16 protein-coding genes are annotated in these 17,813 nt (G+C 67.8%); 8 read left to right on the forward strand and 8 right to left on the reverse strand.

Annotation, left to right across the window (positions count from 1 at the left end):
* Positions 1 to 4 precede the first annotated feature (4 nt).
* Positions 5 to 856 carry an ABC transporter permease gene (locus ACN9MV_RS28720; RefSeq protein WP_426390517.1) on the reverse strand — a complete coding sequence of 284 codons (852 nt, stop codon included), beginning with the start codon at positions 854 to 856 and terminating at the stop codon, positions 5 to 7.
* On the reverse strand, positions 853 to 1,848 hold the full coding sequence (locus ACN9MV_RS28725; RefSeq protein ID WP_426390518.1) for an ABC transporter ATP-binding protein: 996 nt from the start codon (positions 1,846 to 1,848) through the stop codon (positions 853 to 855). The genes ACN9MV_RS28720 and ACN9MV_RS28725 overlap by 4 nt, the downstream gene beginning before the upstream one ends.
* Positions 1,849 to 1,945: 97 nt before the next feature.
* Here ACN9MV_RS28725 and ACN9MV_RS28730 point away from each other — a divergent pair, with 97 nt between their 5' ends.
* Positions 1,946 to 2,803 carry an HAD-IIB family hydrolase gene (locus tag ACN9MV_RS28730; RefSeq protein ID WP_426390519.1) on the forward strand — a complete coding sequence of 286 codons (858 nt, stop codon included), beginning with the start codon at positions 1,946 to 1,948 and terminating at the stop codon, positions 2,801 to 2,803.
* Positions 2,804 to 2,856: 53 nt separating this feature from the next.
* Here the strand turns inward: ACN9MV_RS28730 and ACN9MV_RS28735 are convergent, their stop codons facing one another.
* The gene (locus ACN9MV_RS28735) at positions 2,857 to 4,068 is read right to left on the reverse strand and encodes a porin (protein ID WP_426390520.1); all 1,212 of its coding nucleotides are present in this window, start codon (positions 4,066 to 4,068) and stop codon (positions 2,857 to 2,859) included.
* Positions 4,069 to 4,265: 197 nt separating this feature from the next.
* On the reverse strand, positions 4,266 to 5,513 hold the full coding sequence (locus ACN9MV_RS28740; protein WP_426390521.1) for an MFS transporter: 1,248 nt from the start codon (positions 5,511 to 5,513) through the stop codon (positions 4,266 to 4,268).
* 88 nt (positions 5,514 to 5,601) lie between these two features.
* Here ACN9MV_RS28740 and ACN9MV_RS28745 point away from each other — a divergent pair, with 88 nt between their 5' ends.
* Positions 5,602 to 6,171: a TetR/AcrR family transcriptional regulator gene (locus ACN9MV_RS28745; RefSeq protein ID WP_426390522.1), complete on the forward strand. Its 570-nt coding sequence runs from the start codon at positions 5,602 to 5,604 to the stop codon at positions 6,169 to 6,171.
* Here the strand turns inward: ACN9MV_RS28745 and ACN9MV_RS28750 are convergent.
* The 4 genes from ACN9MV_RS28750 to ACN9MV_RS28765 form a co-directional block, all read right to left on the reverse strand.
* A complete protein-coding gene (locus tag ACN9MV_RS28750; protein WP_093056719.1) occupies positions 6,158 to 7,141 on the reverse strand; it encodes a Bug family tripartite tricarboxylate transporter substrate binding protein in 984 nt (327 codons plus the stop codon). The two genes, ACN9MV_RS28745 and ACN9MV_RS28750, sit on opposite strands and share 14 nt — an antisense overlap.
* A gap of 142 nt (positions 7,142 to 7,283) precedes the next feature.
* Positions 7,284 to 8,324, reverse strand: coding sequence for a histone deacetylase family protein (locus tag ACN9MV_RS28755; RefSeq protein WP_176928824.1), 1,041 nt, complete (start codon positions 8,322 to 8,324; stop codon positions 7,284 to 7,286).
* A 36-nt stretch (positions 8,325 to 8,360) separates the two neighbouring features.
* Complete coding sequence (locus tag ACN9MV_RS28760; protein ID WP_093056783.1) at positions 8,361 to 9,410, reverse strand: ornithine cyclodeaminase; 1,050 nt, start codon at positions 9,408 to 9,410, stop codon at positions 8,361 to 8,363.
* A 149-nt stretch (positions 9,411 to 9,559) separates the two neighbouring features.
* Positions 9,560 to 10,969 carry a PLP-dependent aminotransferase family protein gene (locus ACN9MV_RS28765; protein WP_426390523.1) on the reverse strand — a complete coding sequence of 470 codons (1,410 nt, stop codon included), beginning with the start codon at positions 10,967 to 10,969 and terminating at the stop codon, positions 9,560 to 9,562.
* Positions 10,970 to 11,139: 170 nt separating this feature from the next.
* On the opposite strand from ACN9MV_RS28765, the gene gabT reads away from it, so the two are divergent.
* The 6 genes from gabT to speB all read left to right on the forward strand — a co-directional run bounded on the left by gabT (position 11,140) and on the right by speB (position 17,771).
* Complete coding sequence (gene gabT, locus ACN9MV_RS28770; RefSeq protein ID WP_093056721.1) at positions 11,140 to 12,432, forward strand: 4-aminobutyrate--2-oxoglutarate transaminase; 1,293 nt, start codon at positions 11,140 to 11,142, stop codon at positions 12,430 to 12,432.
* Positions 12,433 to 12,462: 30 nt separating this feature from the next.
* On the forward strand, positions 12,463 to 13,566 hold the full coding sequence (locus ACN9MV_RS28775) for an ABC transporter ATP-binding protein (RefSeq protein WP_097197911.1): 1,104 nt from the start codon (positions 12,463 to 12,465) through the stop codon (positions 13,564 to 13,566).
* A 61-nt stretch (positions 13,567 to 13,627) separates the two neighbouring features.
* Entirely contained in the window at positions 13,628 to 14,656 is a 1,029-nt protein-coding gene (locus ACN9MV_RS28780; protein WP_093056723.1) for an ABC transporter substrate-binding protein, read from the forward strand.
* A 30-nt stretch (positions 14,657 to 14,686) separates the two neighbouring features.
* Complete coding sequence (locus tag ACN9MV_RS28785) at positions 14,687 to 15,943, forward strand: ABC transporter permease (RefSeq protein WP_426390524.1); 1,257 nt, start codon at positions 14,687 to 14,689, stop codon at positions 15,941 to 15,943.
* Positions 15,944 to 15,977: 34 nt separating this feature from the next.
* Positions 15,978 to 16,796, forward strand: coding sequence for an ABC transporter permease (locus ACN9MV_RS28790; RefSeq protein WP_093056725.1), 819 nt, complete (start codon positions 15,978 to 15,980; stop codon positions 16,794 to 16,796).
* Positions 16,797 to 16,811: 15 nt separating this feature from the next.
* On the forward strand, positions 16,812 to 17,771 hold the full coding sequence (gene speB, locus ACN9MV_RS28795) for an agmatinase (RefSeq protein WP_093078370.1): 960 nt from the start codon (positions 16,812 to 16,814) through the stop codon (positions 17,769 to 17,771).
* Positions 17,772 to 17,813: the final 42 nt, after the last annotated feature.

Here is a 17,813-nt window from a genome sequence, read left to right on the forward strand (position 1 = left end):
GCGTTCACCCGCCCTGCACCTGCAGGCCGCGCATGGTGCGGCCCATGGCGAAATGGCCGAAGGCCACGAGCACCGCGATCCAGAAAGCCTGCAGCCCCAAGCCGCCGACGGCCTGCCACCCCTGCAGCTGCCCGAAGTACAGGCGAGCCGGAATGTCCATCAAACCGGCCAGCGGCTGGATCAGCAGCGCGGTCTGCCAGCCATCGGGCAGCATCGCTAGCGGCAACAGGTTGCCCGAGAGCACGATGACCACCGGCGTGGCCACCGCGCTGATGCCGCGTTCGTTGAGCGCGGCGGTGGCGGCCACATTCAGAAGCATCACCATCGACGTCGAAAGCAGCAGCGCGAGCACGGTCGACAGCATGAATGCGAGTCCCGCCGCCACGCCCGCCGGCAGTTGCCAGGCCCACTCGCCGAGGCCGGCCAGCGGCAGCACGACCATCGCGAACGCAGCCATCAGCGCCACGCGCGGCAGCACGCGCGCGGCGATCCAGCCGACGCTGCGCGCGAACCACAGCGCATAGGCATCGACGGGCCGCAGCCGGTCGTAGGCGACGGCGCCGGTCCGCACCGCCTGCCCCACTTCCGGATCGCCCAGCCAGGGCAGCAGCACGAGCAGCCCCTGCGCGAGCCACGTGTATGTGATGGCCTGCGCGAGCGACATCGAGTTGCTCGCACCCGTGGTGGCCGCGTGGCCGTAGAAGGCCGCGAACACCATCACCTTGATGCCGCCCCACCAGCACTGCGTGGCGAAGCCGGCGAGCGCGGCGGTGCGGTACTGCAGCATCTGCAGGAAGCGCGACGCGAAGGCCGCGAAGTAGGGCCTCGCAAGATCGCGCGGGCTGGTCGCCGTCATGCCTCGGCCGCTCCATGCATGGCATAGAAGCGCGCGATAACGGCTTCGATCGCCAGCCCTTCGAGGCGGATGTCTTCCACCGCATGCGCGGCGGCGATGCGCGCGATCAGCGCGGGCGCGGCGGTCTGCGCCGGGTCGAAGTCGAGCACCAGTGTCTGTCCGTCGCGCGAATGCACGCGTGCGCCGGCCACTTCCACGGGCAACTCGGCGTCCTGCGCAAAGTCGACCACCAGCCGGCGCTCGGCCATCACCTGCGCGCGCAGCGCCTCCACCGGGCTGTCGGCCAGCACGCGGCCGTGGCCGATGACGATCACGCGCCGGGCCAGCGCCTCGATGTCATGCATGTCGTGCGTGGTCAGCAGCACGGTGGTGCCGCGCTCGCGGTTGGCGCGGCGCACGAAGTCGCGCACGGCGAGTTTCGACGGCGCATCGAGACCGATGGTCGGCTCGTCGAGAAAAAGAATGTCGGGTTCGTGCAACAGCGCCGCAGCAATTTCTGCGCGCATGCGCTGGCCCAGCGAGAGCTGGCGCACCGGCTGGTCGAGCACACGCTCCAGATGCAGCAGCGCGACCAGCTCGTCGCGCGTGCGGCGATAGCGCACCGGGTCCACGCGGTAGATGTCGCGCAGCAGGTCGAAGCCGTCGCCCACGGGCAGGTCCCACCACAGCTGCGTGCGCTGGCCGAAGATCACGCCGATGCGGGCCACGTGCCGCTCGCGGTCTGCAAACGGGTCGCGCCCGTCGATTTCCACGCGCCCGCCGTCGGGCCGCAGGATGCCCGAGAGGATCTTGATCGTGGTCGACTTGCCCGCGCCGTTCGGCCCGATGAAGCCGAGCAACTCGCCGCGCTCGAGCGAGAACGAGACGCCCGACAGCGCCTCCACCGTGCGATGGCGGCGCTGCACGAGCCCGCGCAGCGCGCCCATCACGCCCGGGTCGCGCTCGGAGATTCGGTAGGTCTTGCGGAGGTGGTCGACGAGGATGTGAGGCATGAAGGGCGCCGCGCCGGCCTCGATGGCGCGGCGGGGGCGGGATGCTACACGAAGAAGGCACAAGTACGATCACCGACTCTCCCCAACATTCCTCGCCATGCCCTCGCTGCCCGCCTCGCCCCACCACCTGTTGCCGCTGACCCGCTGGGAGGCGACAGCACGCAGCGCGCTCGTCGGCGTCTTCACCGACATCGACGACACGCTGACCCACGAAGGCGCGATCACGCCCGATGCGCTGCAGGCGCTGGGCGATCTCAAGGCCGCGGGGCTGTCGGTGGTGGCAATCACCGGCCGGCCGGTGGGCTGGAGCCTGCCCTTCGTCAACGCCTGGCCCGTCGATGCCATCGTGGCGGAGAACGGTGCAGTGGCGCTGCTGCCCGCGGCCGGCGGCCGGGTCTGGAAGCGCTACCAGCAGGATGCGACCACCCGCGCCGCCAACTTCGCGCGCATGCAGACCGTGCTGGCGCGCATCGAGCGCGAATTTCCGGGCGTCGGGCGCGCCACCGATTCGCCGGGGCGCGAGACCGACATCGCCATCGACCACAGCGAGTTCGTGCAACTCAGCGACGCCACCATCGCGCAGGTGGTAGCGCTGATGCGCGGCGAGGGCATGCACGCAACCGTGAGCAGCATCCACATCAACGGCTGGTACGGCGACAACGACAAGCTCGAAGGCGCGCGCTGGATCGTGCGCGAACTGTGGGGCCGCACGCTCGACGACGAAATGGACCGCTGGGCCTACGTGGGCGACTCCACCAACGACCAGCTGATGTTTCGCACCTTCGCGCACAGCATCGGCGTGGCGAACGTCGCGCGCTTCGTACCGCAGCTGGAGCACCTGCCGCGCTACGTGACGCAGGGCGAGCGCGGCTCGGGTTTTGCAGAGGCGGCGCGCGCCGTGCTGTCGGCACGAATGCAACAAGGAAATAAAAAAAGCCCGCACGAGGCGGGCTAAAAGGATCGGTCTGAAGACCCTTGGAGAAAACTCGACAGGACTGACTACCCGGCTCAGAACGCGTGGCGAATGCCGAACTCGTAGCCCATCGACGACTTGGGCTGCAGCGCGACGCGGTTGTACGCGGCGACATACGACGGGCCGGCGCCGACCGTGAGCCCCGCGCCGTTCTTGTTGCTGACGCGCGCGATCGTGCCGTAGAGCGCGGTGCGCTTCGACAGGTTGTGCACGTAGCCCAGCGCGAGCTTGTTGGACTTCGGATCGGGGGCGTTCACGACGCCGAGAACCGGCACGCGGTTGAAGTCGTACTTGACCTGCGAGTACGAAGCACGGATCTGGCCCGGGCCGATCGGCACGGTCACGCCGATCAGGTAGCCGGTCAGGTCCACGTCCGGCACACGGGTGAAGACATTCAGCGGGTCCCGCTGGTCCTTCGAACGCGAGTACTCGCCGAACAGCTTGGCCACGCCGAAATCGTAGGTTGCGCCGAGGTTGAAGGTCTTGATCTTGCCCGGGCGCGCCACGGCCGCGGCGCCAGTGCCGGTCGTGAAGCTCGTGTCGTTCTGCGCATAGCTGGCGGCCACGTCGAGCGGGCCGGCTGCATAGCCGACGCGCCCGCCAATGTGGCGGCCGGTGTTGGTCTTGTCGGCGCCGGCCACGGAGTCCGGCGAGGTGCGGGTGAGCTCATGCAGGCTGTAGCCCACGTTGCCGTAGAAGCCGCCCAGGTTGCGCGGCAGGAAGTACTGCACCATGTTGCCGGCGCGCTTGTACGTGCTGTTGCTGCCGTAGCCGGTGCCCGACACGCTGGTTTCGTTGGCGTCGATGATCAGCGAGCCGCCGATGCCGGTGTCGGCGAACGGATCGAACTGCTCTTCGTTCAGCACGGTGGCGGTCTTGTCGCGGCCGAGGCGGATCTCGCCGAAGCTGCCGGCAAGGCTCACCGTCGAGCGGCGGCTGAAGTTGCTGAGGCCAGTGGCGCCGTCGTCGTTGGTGATCGGGGATTCGAGCCAGAAGCTGGCCGACAGGCCGCCGCCCAGGTCTTCCACGCCGCGGAAGCCGAGGCGGCTGGAGCTCAGGCCCGAATTGGCCAGTTCGGTGCGGCTGGCCTTCACGCTGTAGAAGGGGCCGAAGGGGTTCGTCGATTCGCTCTTGTTCGATACGTTGCGGTAGGCGGCGTCGACCACGCCGAACAGCGTTACGGTCGATTGCGCCGACGCGGCACCACAAGCCGCGAGGGCGGCCAGAACAAGCAGGGATTTTTTCATTCGTATCACTCCAGGATGGGGAATTCGTCGCTCCGTATCGGGCGACAGTTAAGAAGTCCGGGCCTTTGCGCCACAGGACTGCATCCGAGTGTTTCTTCGTTAGAAGACGAATGAATTACATAGGGTTAACGCTTAATTGACGAAGGGATACCGCACTTGACATGTGTGAGCTGCGCGCCATTGCGCGTCAATGCGCGTCAATGCGCGCCACGGTGCAACACCGACCACTGGCTCCAGACGCCGAAAGCAGCGATCAGCAGCAGCACCGCCGCATAGCCTTCCGTCGTGTTCAGCAACCCCAGCGGCGCCACCAGGAAGCCCGCCAGCATCGCGGGCAGGCTGAACGCGAGATAGCTCACGACGAAGATCGCCGCGAACAGTTCGCCGCGCTCGTGCGATTGCGCCAGTGGCGCCAGCGTTTGCACCAGCGCCGAGAACGCACCGCCGAAGCCGATGCCCGCCACCGCGGTGCCGACGAAGAACAGCGCGAGCGAACGAGTGGCAAGCGAGGCGAGCAGCAGCCCCAGCCCGACCGCGATGCTGGCCATGCCGAGGATGGCTGGACGAGGTGCAGCGAAGCGGCCAAGCAAGGTAGGCGCGATCGCGCCCATACCGGAGAGCACCGCCACCGTGAGTCCGTTGACCACGCCGTTGTCGATGCCGAAAACATGCAGCATCAACGACGGCGCGAGCGACAGATACAACCCGCCGAGCGCCCACACCACGACGAACACCGGCAGCCCGCGCGTGAACTCGGCCCGTGCGCGCACGGGAATCGACACGCGCGGCACCAGCGAGGCCAGCGCACCGGCGCGCGGCGTGACGGTCTCGGGCATCCACAGCACCACCGCCGCACCCAGCGCAAACACCGCGGCCAGCACGCCGAAAACCAGCATCACCGGCTGAACCGAGAACTTCACCGCCACACCCGTCAGCAATGCGCCCAACGCCAGGCCGGCCAGCGGAGACACGCTCGTGATCAGCGCCCCCAGCCGCTTGCGCGAAGCCGGCGCGGCCTCGACCACCGCCGCGCTCAGCGCGCCGCTCGCGATGCCCGTGGCCACGCCCTGCACCACGCGAGCGACGATCAGCCCGCCGATGCCGTGCGCCAGCAGGAAGAGCCCCATTGCCACCGCCTGCAGCACCAGCGCCGCCAGCACCACCGGCCGCCGGCCGATGTGGTCAGACAGCGAACCCGCCACCAGCAGCGAGATCAGCAACGCAATCGCATAGATCGCAAAAGCCACCGTGAGCAGCGATGACGAAAAGTGCCAGGCGTGCTGGAACACCACGAACAGCGGCGACGGTGCAGCCGCCGCGAAGAAGAAGGCGAACAGCACGGCGGCCAGCAACGGAAAAGCCGCGCGTGCCGGCAAGCGCCAGGGCTTGGCGCGGGCGGCGAGGTCGGAGGTGCTGACCGCGAGGTCGGGGCAGGTGGATGGCATGGCGAATCCTTAACGCAACTTTTTTTGCTTTTGTAATTCTAGACCTGGGAATCAACTAAAGCAAATATCTTTGCGTTAAAGTCCAGCCATGAACGACATCGCCCTTCCCCACAAACGTCCCGGTGGCCGCAGCGCGCAGGTGCAGGCGCTGGTGCGCACCGCCCTCGAAGAACTCGTGGCCGAACAAGGGCGGGAGCGTGTGACGGTGCCGGCAGTGGCCGAGCGCGCTGGCGTCAGCGCCTCCAGCATCTACCGGCGCTGGGGCGATCTGCAGGGGTTATTGGCGGAGACGGCCACCCACCGGCTGGACCCGAACCGCCCACTGCCAGACACCGGCGCACTTCGGGCCGACCTCGAAGCCTGGGCACGCGAACTCATCGAGCACCTGGCCAAGCCGTGCAACACCTCGCTGCTGAAAGCCGCGGCCGCGCTGGCCAACGGGGATTCGGACACCAACTGCCTGCGCAACCGCCGCAAGGAAGCACTGACGCTGGTGGAACAGGCGCGCGCCCGCGGAGAGCGCGCGCCGGAGCCGCAGCAGGTGATCGATCACCTGATTGCGCCGATCGTGTTTCGCCTTGTGTTTGGGGCGGATCCAGTGAAGCCGGAGTTGGCGGCGCGGCTGGTGGACGAGCTGTTCGTGCTCAGTTCGTCTTGACTTCCTTCGCCAGCCCCAGCTTGTCGATGATCACCTTCTCCCTCACCACCGTCTCCTGCGCAAACTTGGTGTACGTCGCCGAACTCATGTAGTTCGGCAGCATGTCGTAGCGCCCGAGCGCGGTCACGTAGCTCGGCTCTTCCATCGCCTGCTTGAACGCGTCGTGCAGCTTCTTCACCACCTCGGGCGGCGTGCCCTTGGGCGCGCCGATGCCGAAGGGCGAGTTCTGCACCACGTCGTAGCCCAGCTCCTTCAGCGTGGGCGCGTCGGGGAACTTGGCCAGGCGCTTTTCGCCCCAGGTGTTCAGCACGCGCAGCTTGCCGGCCTCGACCTGCGGCGCGAAGCCGGTGCTGTCGGCGGCAGCCATCAGCTGGCCGCTGACCACCGCGAGCATCAGGTCGGCGCTGCCCTTGTAGGGCACGTGCTGCAGCTCGATGCCAGCCTTCTGCGCGACGATCTCGGTCGTCAGGTGCGGGCTGGTCAGCGTGCCGGTGGAGCCGTAGGTGAGCTTGCCGGGGTTGGCCTTGGCGTAGGCAACGAAGTCGGCCCAGGTCTTGAAGGGGCTGTTGGCCGGCACCACGATGCCGAAGGCGTAGCCCGTGACGTTGATGACGTACGTGATGTCCTTCAGCGGGTCCCAGTTGATCTTGGTGGTGTAGCCCAGGCGGAACACGCCGAGCGGGATCTGCGCGACGGTGTAGCCGTCGGGCTGCGAGGTCTGCAGCGCCTGCGCGGGCAGCGTGCCGCCCGCGCCGGGCTTGTTGTCGATGATCACCGGCTGGCCGAGGATCTTGCTCGCGTTCTCCGCAAGCTGGCGCATGGTGATGTCGGTCGGGCCGCCGGCCGGGAAGGCGATCACCAGCTTGATGGGCTTGGCGGGAAAGCTCTGCGCGAACGCCGCCATGGGAGAAACAAGGCCGCAAGCGGCAAGCGCGACGGCGGCGCGGAGAAATGTGGTGCGGCGGAGCATGGCTGACTGGATCCTGACTTTGAAAGCGCCGATTGGGCCCCGCCCCGTTGGGGAAGGCAATCGGGGCTCCCCTGATTTCCCGGGGAAAACAGGGCCATTCGCGGCATCCGAGTCGCCTGCGCGTCAGCGCAGCACTGGCCGGCTACGCCTGCCCGAAACCTTCGAGCACGTTCACCGCATTCACCCCCACTTCAGCCACCGCATAGCCGCCCTCGAAGACGAACACCGTCGGCAGCCCCGCGCGCGCCAGGTCTTCGCCCATGCGCAGGTAGTCGTCGCTCTTGAGCTTGAAGCCCGAGATCGGGTCGCCCTCGAAGGTGTCGACGCCGAGCGAGACCACGAGCGCGCCGGCCTTCACCGCGGCGATGCGGTCGAGCGCGGTCTTCAGCGCCGCGCGCCAGGCGGCGAAGTCCGTGCCGCGCGGCAGCGGCAGGTTGTGGTTGAAGCCCTCGCCCTGCCCCGCGCCGCGCTCGTCGGCATGGCCCAGGTAATACGGGTAGTCGGTCAGCGGGTCGCCGTGCAGGCTCGCGAAGTGCACGTCGCTGCGCTCATAGAAGATGGCCTGCGTGCCGTTGCCGTGGTGGTAGTCCACGTCGAGCACGGCCACGCGTTCGACGCCCGCGTCGCGCAGCGCCTGCGCCGCGACGGCGGCGTTGTTGAGGAAGCAGTAGCCGCCGAAGAAATCGGCGCCGGCATGGTGGCCCGGCGGCCGCGAGAGCGAGAAGGCAGCGCGCTCGCCGCCAATGACGCGCTGCGCCGCGGTCCACGCACAGGCCGCGCCATGCCGCGCCGCCGCCCAGCTGCCTGCCATCAGCGGCGTGCCCGCATCGAACGAGAACAGCCCCATGCGCGCCGGAAAGCTCTTCGGCAGCACGTCGGTGCGCATGCCGCGCGTGGGCCAGTACGAAGGCAGCGCATCACGCGAGACGTTGGTCGGGTCCAGCGCGACCCACTCGTCCCATGCATGCGCGATGAAGTCCAGGTAGCGCGGTGCATGCACCTTGGCCAGCAGCGCCTCGTCGAATGCATCGGGTGCCTGCAGCGTGCCGAAGCCCCTGCGCTCCAGCTCATGCTTCACATGATCGACGCGGGCGGGCACCTCGAAGCACGGCACGAGTTCGCCGCGGAACATCTCGACTTTGCCCTGGTGAAGAACGTGCTGGTCGTTGTAGATGGTGAGCATGGAGAAAAGCAGGATCGGCGGTGATGAAGCCGCCCATCATGCCGCACGCCGCAGCACCGCCCGTCGCCGGCCCGAGGCCGTGAGGCCGAACAGGTCCTTCGGGTCGTCGAGCTCGGGCACCAGCGCGATCTGCTGGCCGATGCCGCGCTCCGTGGCAAGGCGCTGGATGTAGCGCAGCGCCGTGTAGTCCTCCAGCGCGAAGCCCACCGAATCGAACAGCGTGACTTGTGCGGGGGTCTCGCGGCCGGGCACTTCGCCGAGCAGCACGCGCCACAGTTCGTGCACCGGGAAGTCGGCGGGCATCTGCTGGATCTCGCCCTCGACGCGGGTCTGCGGCTCGTACTCGACGAACACGCGCGCCTTGCGCAGCACGTCGGGGTGCAGCTCGGTCTTGCCGGGCGAATCGCCGCCCACGGCGTTGATGTGCATGCCCGGCTCGATCATGTCGGGCGTGAGCACGGTCGCGCGCCCCTGGCAGGCGGTAACGGTGGTGACGATGTCGGCGCCGCGCACCGCATCGGCCACGGAGTGCGCGCGCACGATGTCCAGCGACGTGCAGGCCGACAGGTGGCGCACCAGCTTGTCGGTGGCGTGCGGGTCGGTGTCGAACACGCGCACTTCCTCGATGCCGAGCAGCGCATGGAAGGCCAGCGCCTGGAATTCGCTCTGCGAGCCGTTGCCGATCAGCGCGAGGCTGCGCGAATCGGGCCGCGCCAAGGCCTGCGCCGCCATCGCCGAGGTAGCAGCCGTGCGCAACGCGGTGGTGAGCGTAAGTTCTGACAGCAGCACCGGATAGCCCGTATCGACTTCCGCCAGCACGCCGAAAGCCATGACTGTCGGCAGCCCGACCTGCGTGTTGTGCGGATGCCCGTTGACGTACTTGAAGGCATAGGCGCCGTCGTCGGCCACGGGCATCAGCTCGATCACGCCCAGGTGCGAATGGCTGGCCACGCGCGCCTTCTTGTCGAACTCGCGCCACCGCAGGAAGTCGTCGCGCAGCGCGTCGGCCAGCGCGGTGAGGAACTGGGGAATGCCGGTCTCGTCCACCAGGCGGACCAGGCTGTGAACATCGATGAAGCGGGTCATGGCGCGGCTCCTTGCGTAGCCCCCGGCACGGCGCTTCATCCCCTCACATGTTCACTCCACCATGGCTGATTCAGGATGCGCCTGCGCCAAGGGTTCGAGCCATTGTGCGCCTGCTTGCTGGCCTTTGCGAGCCCCGGCCGTGCCAGCAGTCAGTCGTGCCTGTGCTCTTCGATGTTGCGCTCAAGAAAGCGCCACAGCCGCTCGTCTTCGCTGAAGGCCACGTTGAACCGGAGCCAGCCGGTGGGATGCGGGTTGACCAGGAACAGCTGGCCCGGGCCGAGCATGATTCCCTCCGCCGCGGCGCGCCGCGAAAGCTCGGCGCTGTCGGCAATGTCCGGGTGCCGGGCCCACAGGTACATGCCGGCCGCGGCTTCATGGAACAGCTCGAAGCCAAGCCCGTCCAGCCGCCTCGCGACGCTGCCTTGCGCCTGCGCGAGCCTGTCGCGCAGGGCCTTGAGATGCTTGCGCCAGCGGCCGTCGGTCACGGTGCCGAAGGCCAGGCGCTCGGTGATGTCGGACGAGGTGAGGCCCGAAACCATCTTGAGCTGCGCCAGTTCTTCGAGCAGTTCCGGCTGGGCAACGACGTAGCCGACGCGGATGTTCGGCGAGATGGTCTTCGAGTAGCTACCCACGTAGACCACGCGGCGCAACTGCCCCAGGCTGGCGAGCGAGGGGCGCATCGATGCGTCCATCTCGGCGTAGATGTCGTTCTCTACCAGCGTGAAGTCGTGCGTCTGGGCCAACTGGAGCAGTTGCACCAGTTGCGGCAGTGAAGCCATAGAACAGGTCGGGCTCTGCAGCCGGGGCTGGGTGAAGAAGGACTTGGGCCGGTGCACCGCGAGCAGCGCCTCGAGCGCGGGCATGTCGTAGCCCGTCGGAGTGCGCGGCACGCCGATGATCTCCACGCCCAGGAAGCGCAGCATGAACATCAGGTTCGGATAGCCCGGGTCGTCCACCAGCACCGAATCACCCGGCTTCAGCAGGCGGCGCGCGACCAGGTCCAGCGCCTGGCTGGACCCCTGGGTCAGCAAGACTTGCGCGGCCTCGACCACGATCTGCTGCTCCGACAGCGCCTCGGCCGTTGCCATGCGCAGCGCCATGTGGCCGAAGGGCAGGCCGTAGCCGCCGATGTCGGTGCCTTCGGAGGCCAGGTGGCGCAGGCTGCGGCGCATGCCGTCCTCGAACAGCCAGTCGTGCGGCAGCCAGCCGCAGCCGGGCTTGAGCGGGAGGTTGCGGTTCTCGAAGATCTGCTGCAGATACCAGCGGGCGTCGAAGCGGGGGTCCGGGCGGGGCACGCTGGTGGTGCCGGAGGCGCTGTCTTCGCTGCGCCGCTTGACGAAGAAGCCCGCGTTGGCGCGCGAGACCAGCAGGCCCTGCGCCACCAGCCGGTCGTAGGCCTCGACCACCGTGAAGACACTGACGCCGTGGGCCGCGGCAAAGGCGCGGATCGACGGCAGCTTGCTGTCGGCCTTGAGCTTCTGGGCGCCTATCAGTCCGCGCAGCCCTTCCACGATCTGGCTTACCAGCGGCGTCGGCTGTTCGGGGCGAAGAATGAGCATCGGGGGTGTCTCCGGCAGTCCGGCCTGCACCATATTGAGGAAAGTATGTACAGGATACAAGACCAGTACAGTCTTCCGGGCGATCACTTCCGGTGTACATGGCTGGATCGAATCGCGCGACCTAGAGTGCCGGGATTCCTTCTTCACAGCACCAAAGCACAGGTCGTACCATGCAACGCGAACCCCACCTCAGCAACGCCGCCCTCATGGCCCGCCGCAACGCGGCCGTCGCCCGCGGCGTCGGCCAAGCCCATGAAATCTTCGTCAGCCGGGCCGCCAACGCCGAACTGTGGGACGTCGAGGGCCGCCGCTACATCGACTTCGCCGGCGGCATCGCGGTGCTCAACACCGGCCACTGCCACCCGGAGATCAGCGCCGCCGTCAAGGCGCAGGTAGATCTTTATTCGCACACCTGCTTCCAGGTGGTGGCCTACGAGCCCTATGTGGAGCTGGCCGAGCGCCTGAATGCACTGGCACCGGGCGCGTTCGCGAAGAAGTCGATCTTCCTGAGCACCGGCGCCGAGGCGGTGGAGAACGCCGTCAAGATCGCCCGCGCCCACACCCGGCGCCCCGGCGTCATTGCCTTCACCGGCGGCTACCACGGCCGCACGATGATGACGCTCGGCCTCACCGGCAAGGTGGCTCCCTACAAGATCGGCTTCGGCCCGTTTCCGGGCGAGGTGTTCCATGCGCTGTACCCGAATGCGCTGCACGGCGTGAGCGTGGACGATGCACTGCATTCGGTCGAGCTGCTGTTCAAGAACGACATCGAGCCCGAGCGCGTGGCGGCCTTCATCCTGGAGCCGGTGCAGGGCGAGGGCGGCTTCTACGTGGCGCCCAACGACTTCGTCGAAGGCCTGCGCGCGCTGGCGGACCGCCACGGCATCCTGATCATTGCCGACGAGGTGCAGACCGGCGCGGGCCGCACCGGCACCTGGTTCGCCAGCGAGCAGTGGCCCGTGGCACCCGACCTGATCACCACCGCCAAGTCGATGGCGGGCGGCTTCCCCATCTCCGGCGTGGTGGGCCGCGCCGAGGTAATGGACGCCCCCGCGCCCGGCGGCCTGGGCGGCACCTATGCCGGCAGCCCCATCGGCTGCGCCGCGGCGCTCGCGGTGCTGAAAGTGTTCGACGACGAGCAACTGCTGGCGCGCAGCCGGGCGCTGGGCGAGCGGCTCACGGCCGGCCTGCGCCGCATCGCGGCAGACGTGCCTGCCATCGGCGACGTGCGCGGGCTCGGCGCCATGGTGGCCGTCGAGCTGTTCGAGCAGGGCGACACGTCGCGCCCCGATGCCGCGCTGACCCGCAAGGTGGTCGCGGAGGCGGCGCGGCGCGGGTTAATCCTGCTGTCATGCGGCACCTACGGCAATGTAATTCGCGTACTGGTGCCGCTCACGGCATCCGACTTGCTTGTGGACGAAGGCCTGGCGCTTCTCGCGGACAGCTTCGCCGCACTGCGCTGATCGACAGATCCTTTCCTTAATTCCTCCTCCATGACAGCAGAACCCTTGGTGCGCTTCCAGCGCGTCCAGAAGACCTACGACGGCGAACACCTGGTGGTGCGCCAGCTCGATCTGGACATTCACCGTGGCGAGTTCCTGAGCCTGCTCGGGCCTTCGGGGTCGGGCAAGACCACCACGCTGATGATGCTGGCGGGCTTCGAATCACCGACCTCGGGCGAGATCCTGCTCGACGGCAAGCAGATCACCGGCACGCCGCCGCACAAGCGGAACTTCGGCATGGTCTTCCAGAACTACGCGCTGTTCCCGCACCTGAGCGTGGGCCAGAACGTGGCCTATCCGCTCACCGTGCGCAAGGTGCCCAAGGACGAGCAGCAGCGCCGCGTGCAGCGCGCGCTCGACATGGTGCAGCTGCGCGGCATGACCGACCGCCTGCCCGGCCAGCTCTCTGGCGGCCAGCAGCAGCGCGTGGCGCTGGCGCGCGCGCTGGTGTTCGAACCCCAGCTCGTGCTGATGGACGAGCCGCTCGGCGCGCTGGACAAGCAGCTGCGCGAGCACATGCAGATCGAGCTCAAGGACCTGCACCGCCAGCTGGGCGTGACCTTCGTCTACGTGACGCACGACCAGGGCGAGGCGCTCACCATGAGCGACCGCGTGGCGGTGTTCAACGAAGGTGTGATCCAGCAGCTGGACACGGTCGACCGGCTGTACGAGACGCCTTCCAACCGCTTCGTGGCCGGCTTCGTCGGCGACAACACGGTGCTGAAGGGCCAGCTGGGCCAACAGGGCCACAGTGGCGAACACGCCGAGATGAAGCTGCCCGATGGCCGCGTGCTGCACGGGCTCAACGTCAGCGGCGCTGCCGCGGGCGCGACCGTCGAGGCCTGCATCCGCCCCGAGCGGGTGGTGCTGCACCGCAGTCCGCCCGCGCCGCGCGCCAACATGCTCGCCGCCCAGGTGGCGCGCGTCATCTACTTCGGCGACCACCTGCGGCTGCTGTGCAGCGTCGGCGGCGACCAGGCCGAAGCCACCGTGAAGCTGCCGCTGAACGGCCTCGAAGGTGCCGCCGCGCCGCAGGCCGGCGAAGCGGTGGTGCTCGAATTTCCGACGGCGCATGCGCGCATCTATGCCTCCTGAATCCGGCTTGTTGTTCCCTCGTTTCCTTTCTTTGCTTTCATCACCCAGGAAGACTTCCACCATGAAAAAGACTCTCCTCGCCTGCACCGTCGCCGCCAGCTTCGCACTGCCGGCCTTTGCCCAGCAGCAGCTCACCGTGGTCAACTTCGGCGGCGCCAACGCCAATGCGCAGAAGAAGGCCTACTACGAGCCCTTCGAGAAGACCGGCACCAAGATCATTCCGGTCGAATACAACGGCGAGCAGGCCAAGATCAAGGCCATGGTCGAGACGAAGAAGGTCACCTGGGACGTGGTCGAGGTCGAGTCGCCTGACGCAGCACGCGGCTGCGACGAGGGCCTGTTCGAGAAGCTCGACTATTCCAAGATCGGCAGCAAGGCAGACTTCCTGCCGGCCGCCGTCACCGACTGCGGCGTGGGCCTGTTCGTGTGGTCGACCGTGATGGCCTACAACGGCGAAAAGCTCAAGACCGCGCCCAGCAGCTGGGCCGATTTCTGGGATGTGAAGAAGATCCCCGGCAAGCGCGGCATGCGCAAGGGCGCGCGCTACAACCTCGAGTTCGCGCTCATGGCCGACGGCGTGAAGCCGGCCGATGTCTACAAGGTGCTCGGCACCAAGGAAGGCGCCGACCGCGCATTCAAGAAGCTCACCGAACTCAAGCCGAACATCCAGTGGTGGGAGGCCGGCGCGCAGCCGCCGCAGTTCCTGGTGGCCGGCGACGTGGTGCTGACCACCGTCTACAACGGCCGCATCGACGCGGCCAACCGCGAAGGCCGCGACCTCAAGATCTACTGGCCGGGCGGCATCTACGACCTCGACTACCTGGTGATCCCGAAGGGCGCGCCGAACAAGGAAGCCTCGCTGAAGTACATCCAGTTCGCGATGCAGCCGGCCAACCAGGCGGTCTATGCCCAGAACATCGCCTACGGCCCCACCAACACCAAGGCGCTGACTTCGCTGAGCAGCAAGGTGCTGGCCGACCTGCCGACCTCGTCGACCAACGCCAAGGATGCGCTGCAGTTCAACGTCGGCTTCTGGGCCGACCAGGGCGAGGCGCTCGAGAAGCGCTTCGCATCCTGGGCCACGCAGTAAACGAGCAAACGAGCGAGCGCGAAAGAGTCCATGCACGCGGCAACGTCTGTCCCCCTGGTTCCAGCAGAAGCGCCGCCCGGCGAACTGCGGCGTGCGCTGGCGCGCGCCGAAGCCCGCCGAAAGTGGCGCGCGTTTGCGCTCACGGTGCCGCTGCTGGTGTTTCTGCTGCTGACGCTGCTGGTGCCCATCGTGGCGCTGCTGCAGCGTGCGGTAGAAAACCCCGAGGTGGCCAACGCGCTGCCGCGCACCGTACGTGCGCTCGACGGCTGGAACCGCAAGGAGGCGCCCGCGCCGGCGGCCTTTGCAGCCATCGCGGCCGATCTCGGCCAGCTGCCCGACAGCTCCGACGCGGGCGCCCTGGCGCGCCGCCTCAACACCGAGATCGCCGGCGCCCGCTCGCTGGTGATGGGCACCTTCCGTGCGCTGCCGATCGCCGGCACGCCGGAAGAGGTCAAGGCGCGCATGCTGGAGCTCGACCCGCGCTGGGGCGAGGCGCCGTACTGGCAGGCGATTGCCAAGAACGGCTCGCGCTGGACGCCCGACTACCTGCTCGCCTCGGTCGACCTGCGGCGCGACGTGGCCGGCGAGGTCGAGCGCATGCCCGCCGACCAGCGCGCCTTTGCCGGCATCCTGCTGCGCACCTTCCAGATCAGCGCCGTCGTCACCTTCTTCTGCCTGCTGCTGGCCTATCCGCTGGCCTGGTGGCTGTCGACGCTGCCGGCGCGCAAGGCCAACGTGCTGATGATCCTGGTGCTGGTGCCGTTCTGGACTTCCATCCTGGTGCGCGTGGCGGCGTGGATCGTGCTGCTGCAGTCCGAGGGGCTGGTCAACCGGGGCCTCATGGGCATCGGCCTGATCGACCATCCGCTGGCGCTGCTGTTCAACCGCACCGGCGTGATCATCGCGATGGTGCACATCCTGCTGCCCTTCATGATCCTGCCGCTGTACAGCGTCATGAAGAGCGTGCCGCCCACCTACCTGCGCGCGGCCGTCTCGCTCGGCAGTTCGCCGCTGGCGGCCTTCTTCCGCGTGTACGTGCCGCAGACCTACCCGGGCATCGGCGCCGGCGCGCTGCTGGTCTTCATCCTCGCTATCGGCTACTACGTGACGCCGGCGCTGCTCGGCGGCGCGGACGACCAGATGCTGAGCTACTACATCGCGCGCTACACCAACGTCGAAATCAACTGGGGCATGGCGTGCGCGCTGGGCTCCGTGCTGCTGGTCGCCACGCTGATTCTGTATGCCGTGTACCGCCGCATCGGCAAGGCCGAGCTGAGCCTCGGATGAGCCGCACGAAAAGCTGCACGAAAGACAGACGAACATGTTGAAGCTTCCCCAATTCCCGGCCTATGCCACCTTCGCCGACAAGCTCGGCTGGTGGCTGGTGCGCGGCGGCTGTGTCGCGGTGCTGGCCTTCCTGCTGGCGCCGATCCTGGTGGTGATTCCGCTGTCGTTCTCCGACAGCTCGTTCCTGGCCTACCCGATTCCCGGCTGGTCGCTGCGGTGGTATCGCAACCTCTTCGAATCGCCCGAGTGGGCACGCGCGGCGCGCAACAGCTTCATCGTCGCGCCGGCCGCCACGGTGCTGGCCACCGTGCTGGGCACGCTGGCGGCGGTGGGGTTGTCGCGCACGAGCTTCGCCTTCAAGGGCCTGCTCATGAGCGTGCTGATCTCGCCGATGGTGGTGCCGATCGTGGTGGTGGGCGTCGCCACGTATCTCTACTTCGCCCCCATCGGACTGGCCGACACCTACTTCGGGCTGATCGTGGTGCATGCGGCGCTGGGCGCGCCCTTCGTGCTGACCACCGTGCTCGCCACACTGGCCGGCTTCAACCAGAACCTGGTGCGCGCATCGCTGAGCCTGGGGGAGACACCGTTCAGGACCTTCATGCGCGTCACGCTGCCGGTGATTGCGCCAGGCGTGATCTCGGGCGCGCTGTTCGCCTTTGCCACTTCATTCGACGAGGTGGTGGTCACGCTGTTTCTCGCGGGGCCGGACCAGGTCACGCTGCCGCGCCAGATGTTCACCGGCATCCGCGAGAACATCTCGCCCACCATCGCCGCCGTGGCGACGCTGCTGATCATCTTCACCACCACGCTGCTGCTTGCGCTCGAATGGCTGCGCGGCCGGCGGCGTTGAACCCGCACACGCACGATGCCCACCACCACAACACCGAACCAGCCGCTGGGCGGCAACACGATGCCGCGCTTCGCCGGCCCCGGCACGATGATGCGGCTGCCCGCTGCAACGTCTCCGGCAGGGCTGGATGCGGCGTTCATCGGCGTGCCGCTGGACATCGGCACTTCCAACCGGCCGGGCGCGCGCTTCGGGCCGCGCCAGATCCGTGCGGAGTCGGCATTGCTGCGGCCCTACAACATGGCCACCGGCGCGGCGCCTTTCGACAAGCTGAACGTGGCCGACCTGGGCGACGTGCCGATCAACACCTATTCGCTCGAAAAATCGATCGACATCATCTCGGACTTCTACGACACGGTGCTGGCCGCCGGCTGCGCGCCGCTGACGCTGGGCGGTGACCACACCATCGCGTTGCCGATCCTGCGCGCATTGGCGCGCAAACATGGCCCGGTGGCGCTGGTGCATGTGGATGCGCATGCGGACGTGAACGATGACATGTTCGGCGAGCGCATCGCGCACGGCACACCGTTCCGGCGCGCCGTCGAAGAGGGCCTGCTGGCCTGCGACAAGGTCTGGCAGATCGGCCTGCGCGGCACCGGCTATGCGGCGGACGATTTCGACTGGCCGCGCGAACAGGGCTTCACAGTGGTGCAGGCGCACGAGGTCTGGTACCAGTCACTGGCGCCGCTGATGGCGCAGGTGCGCGAGCGCATCGGGCCGACGCATCCGGTGTACATCAGCTTCGACATCGACGGCATCGATCCTTCGTTCGCCGGCGGCACCGGCACGCCGGAGATCGGTGGCCTTACCGTGCCGCAGGCGCTGGAGATCGTGCGCGGCTGCCGCGGGCTGAACGTGGTGGGCGCCGACCTGGTAGAGGTCAGCCCGCCGTACGACACGAGCGGAAACACTGCGCTGCTCGGGGCCAATCTGCTTTACGAAATGCTCTGCGTGCTTCCGGGCGTACCTTTCCGCTGACACCGGGTGCTTGCACCGGCTACTCATTTCTTTAGAGACAAC

The sequence above is a fragment of the Variovorax sp. R-27 genome, assembly GCF_049913215.1.
Classification (GTDB): Bacteria; Pseudomonadota; Gammaproteobacteria; order Burkholderiales; family Burkholderiaceae_C; genus Variovorax.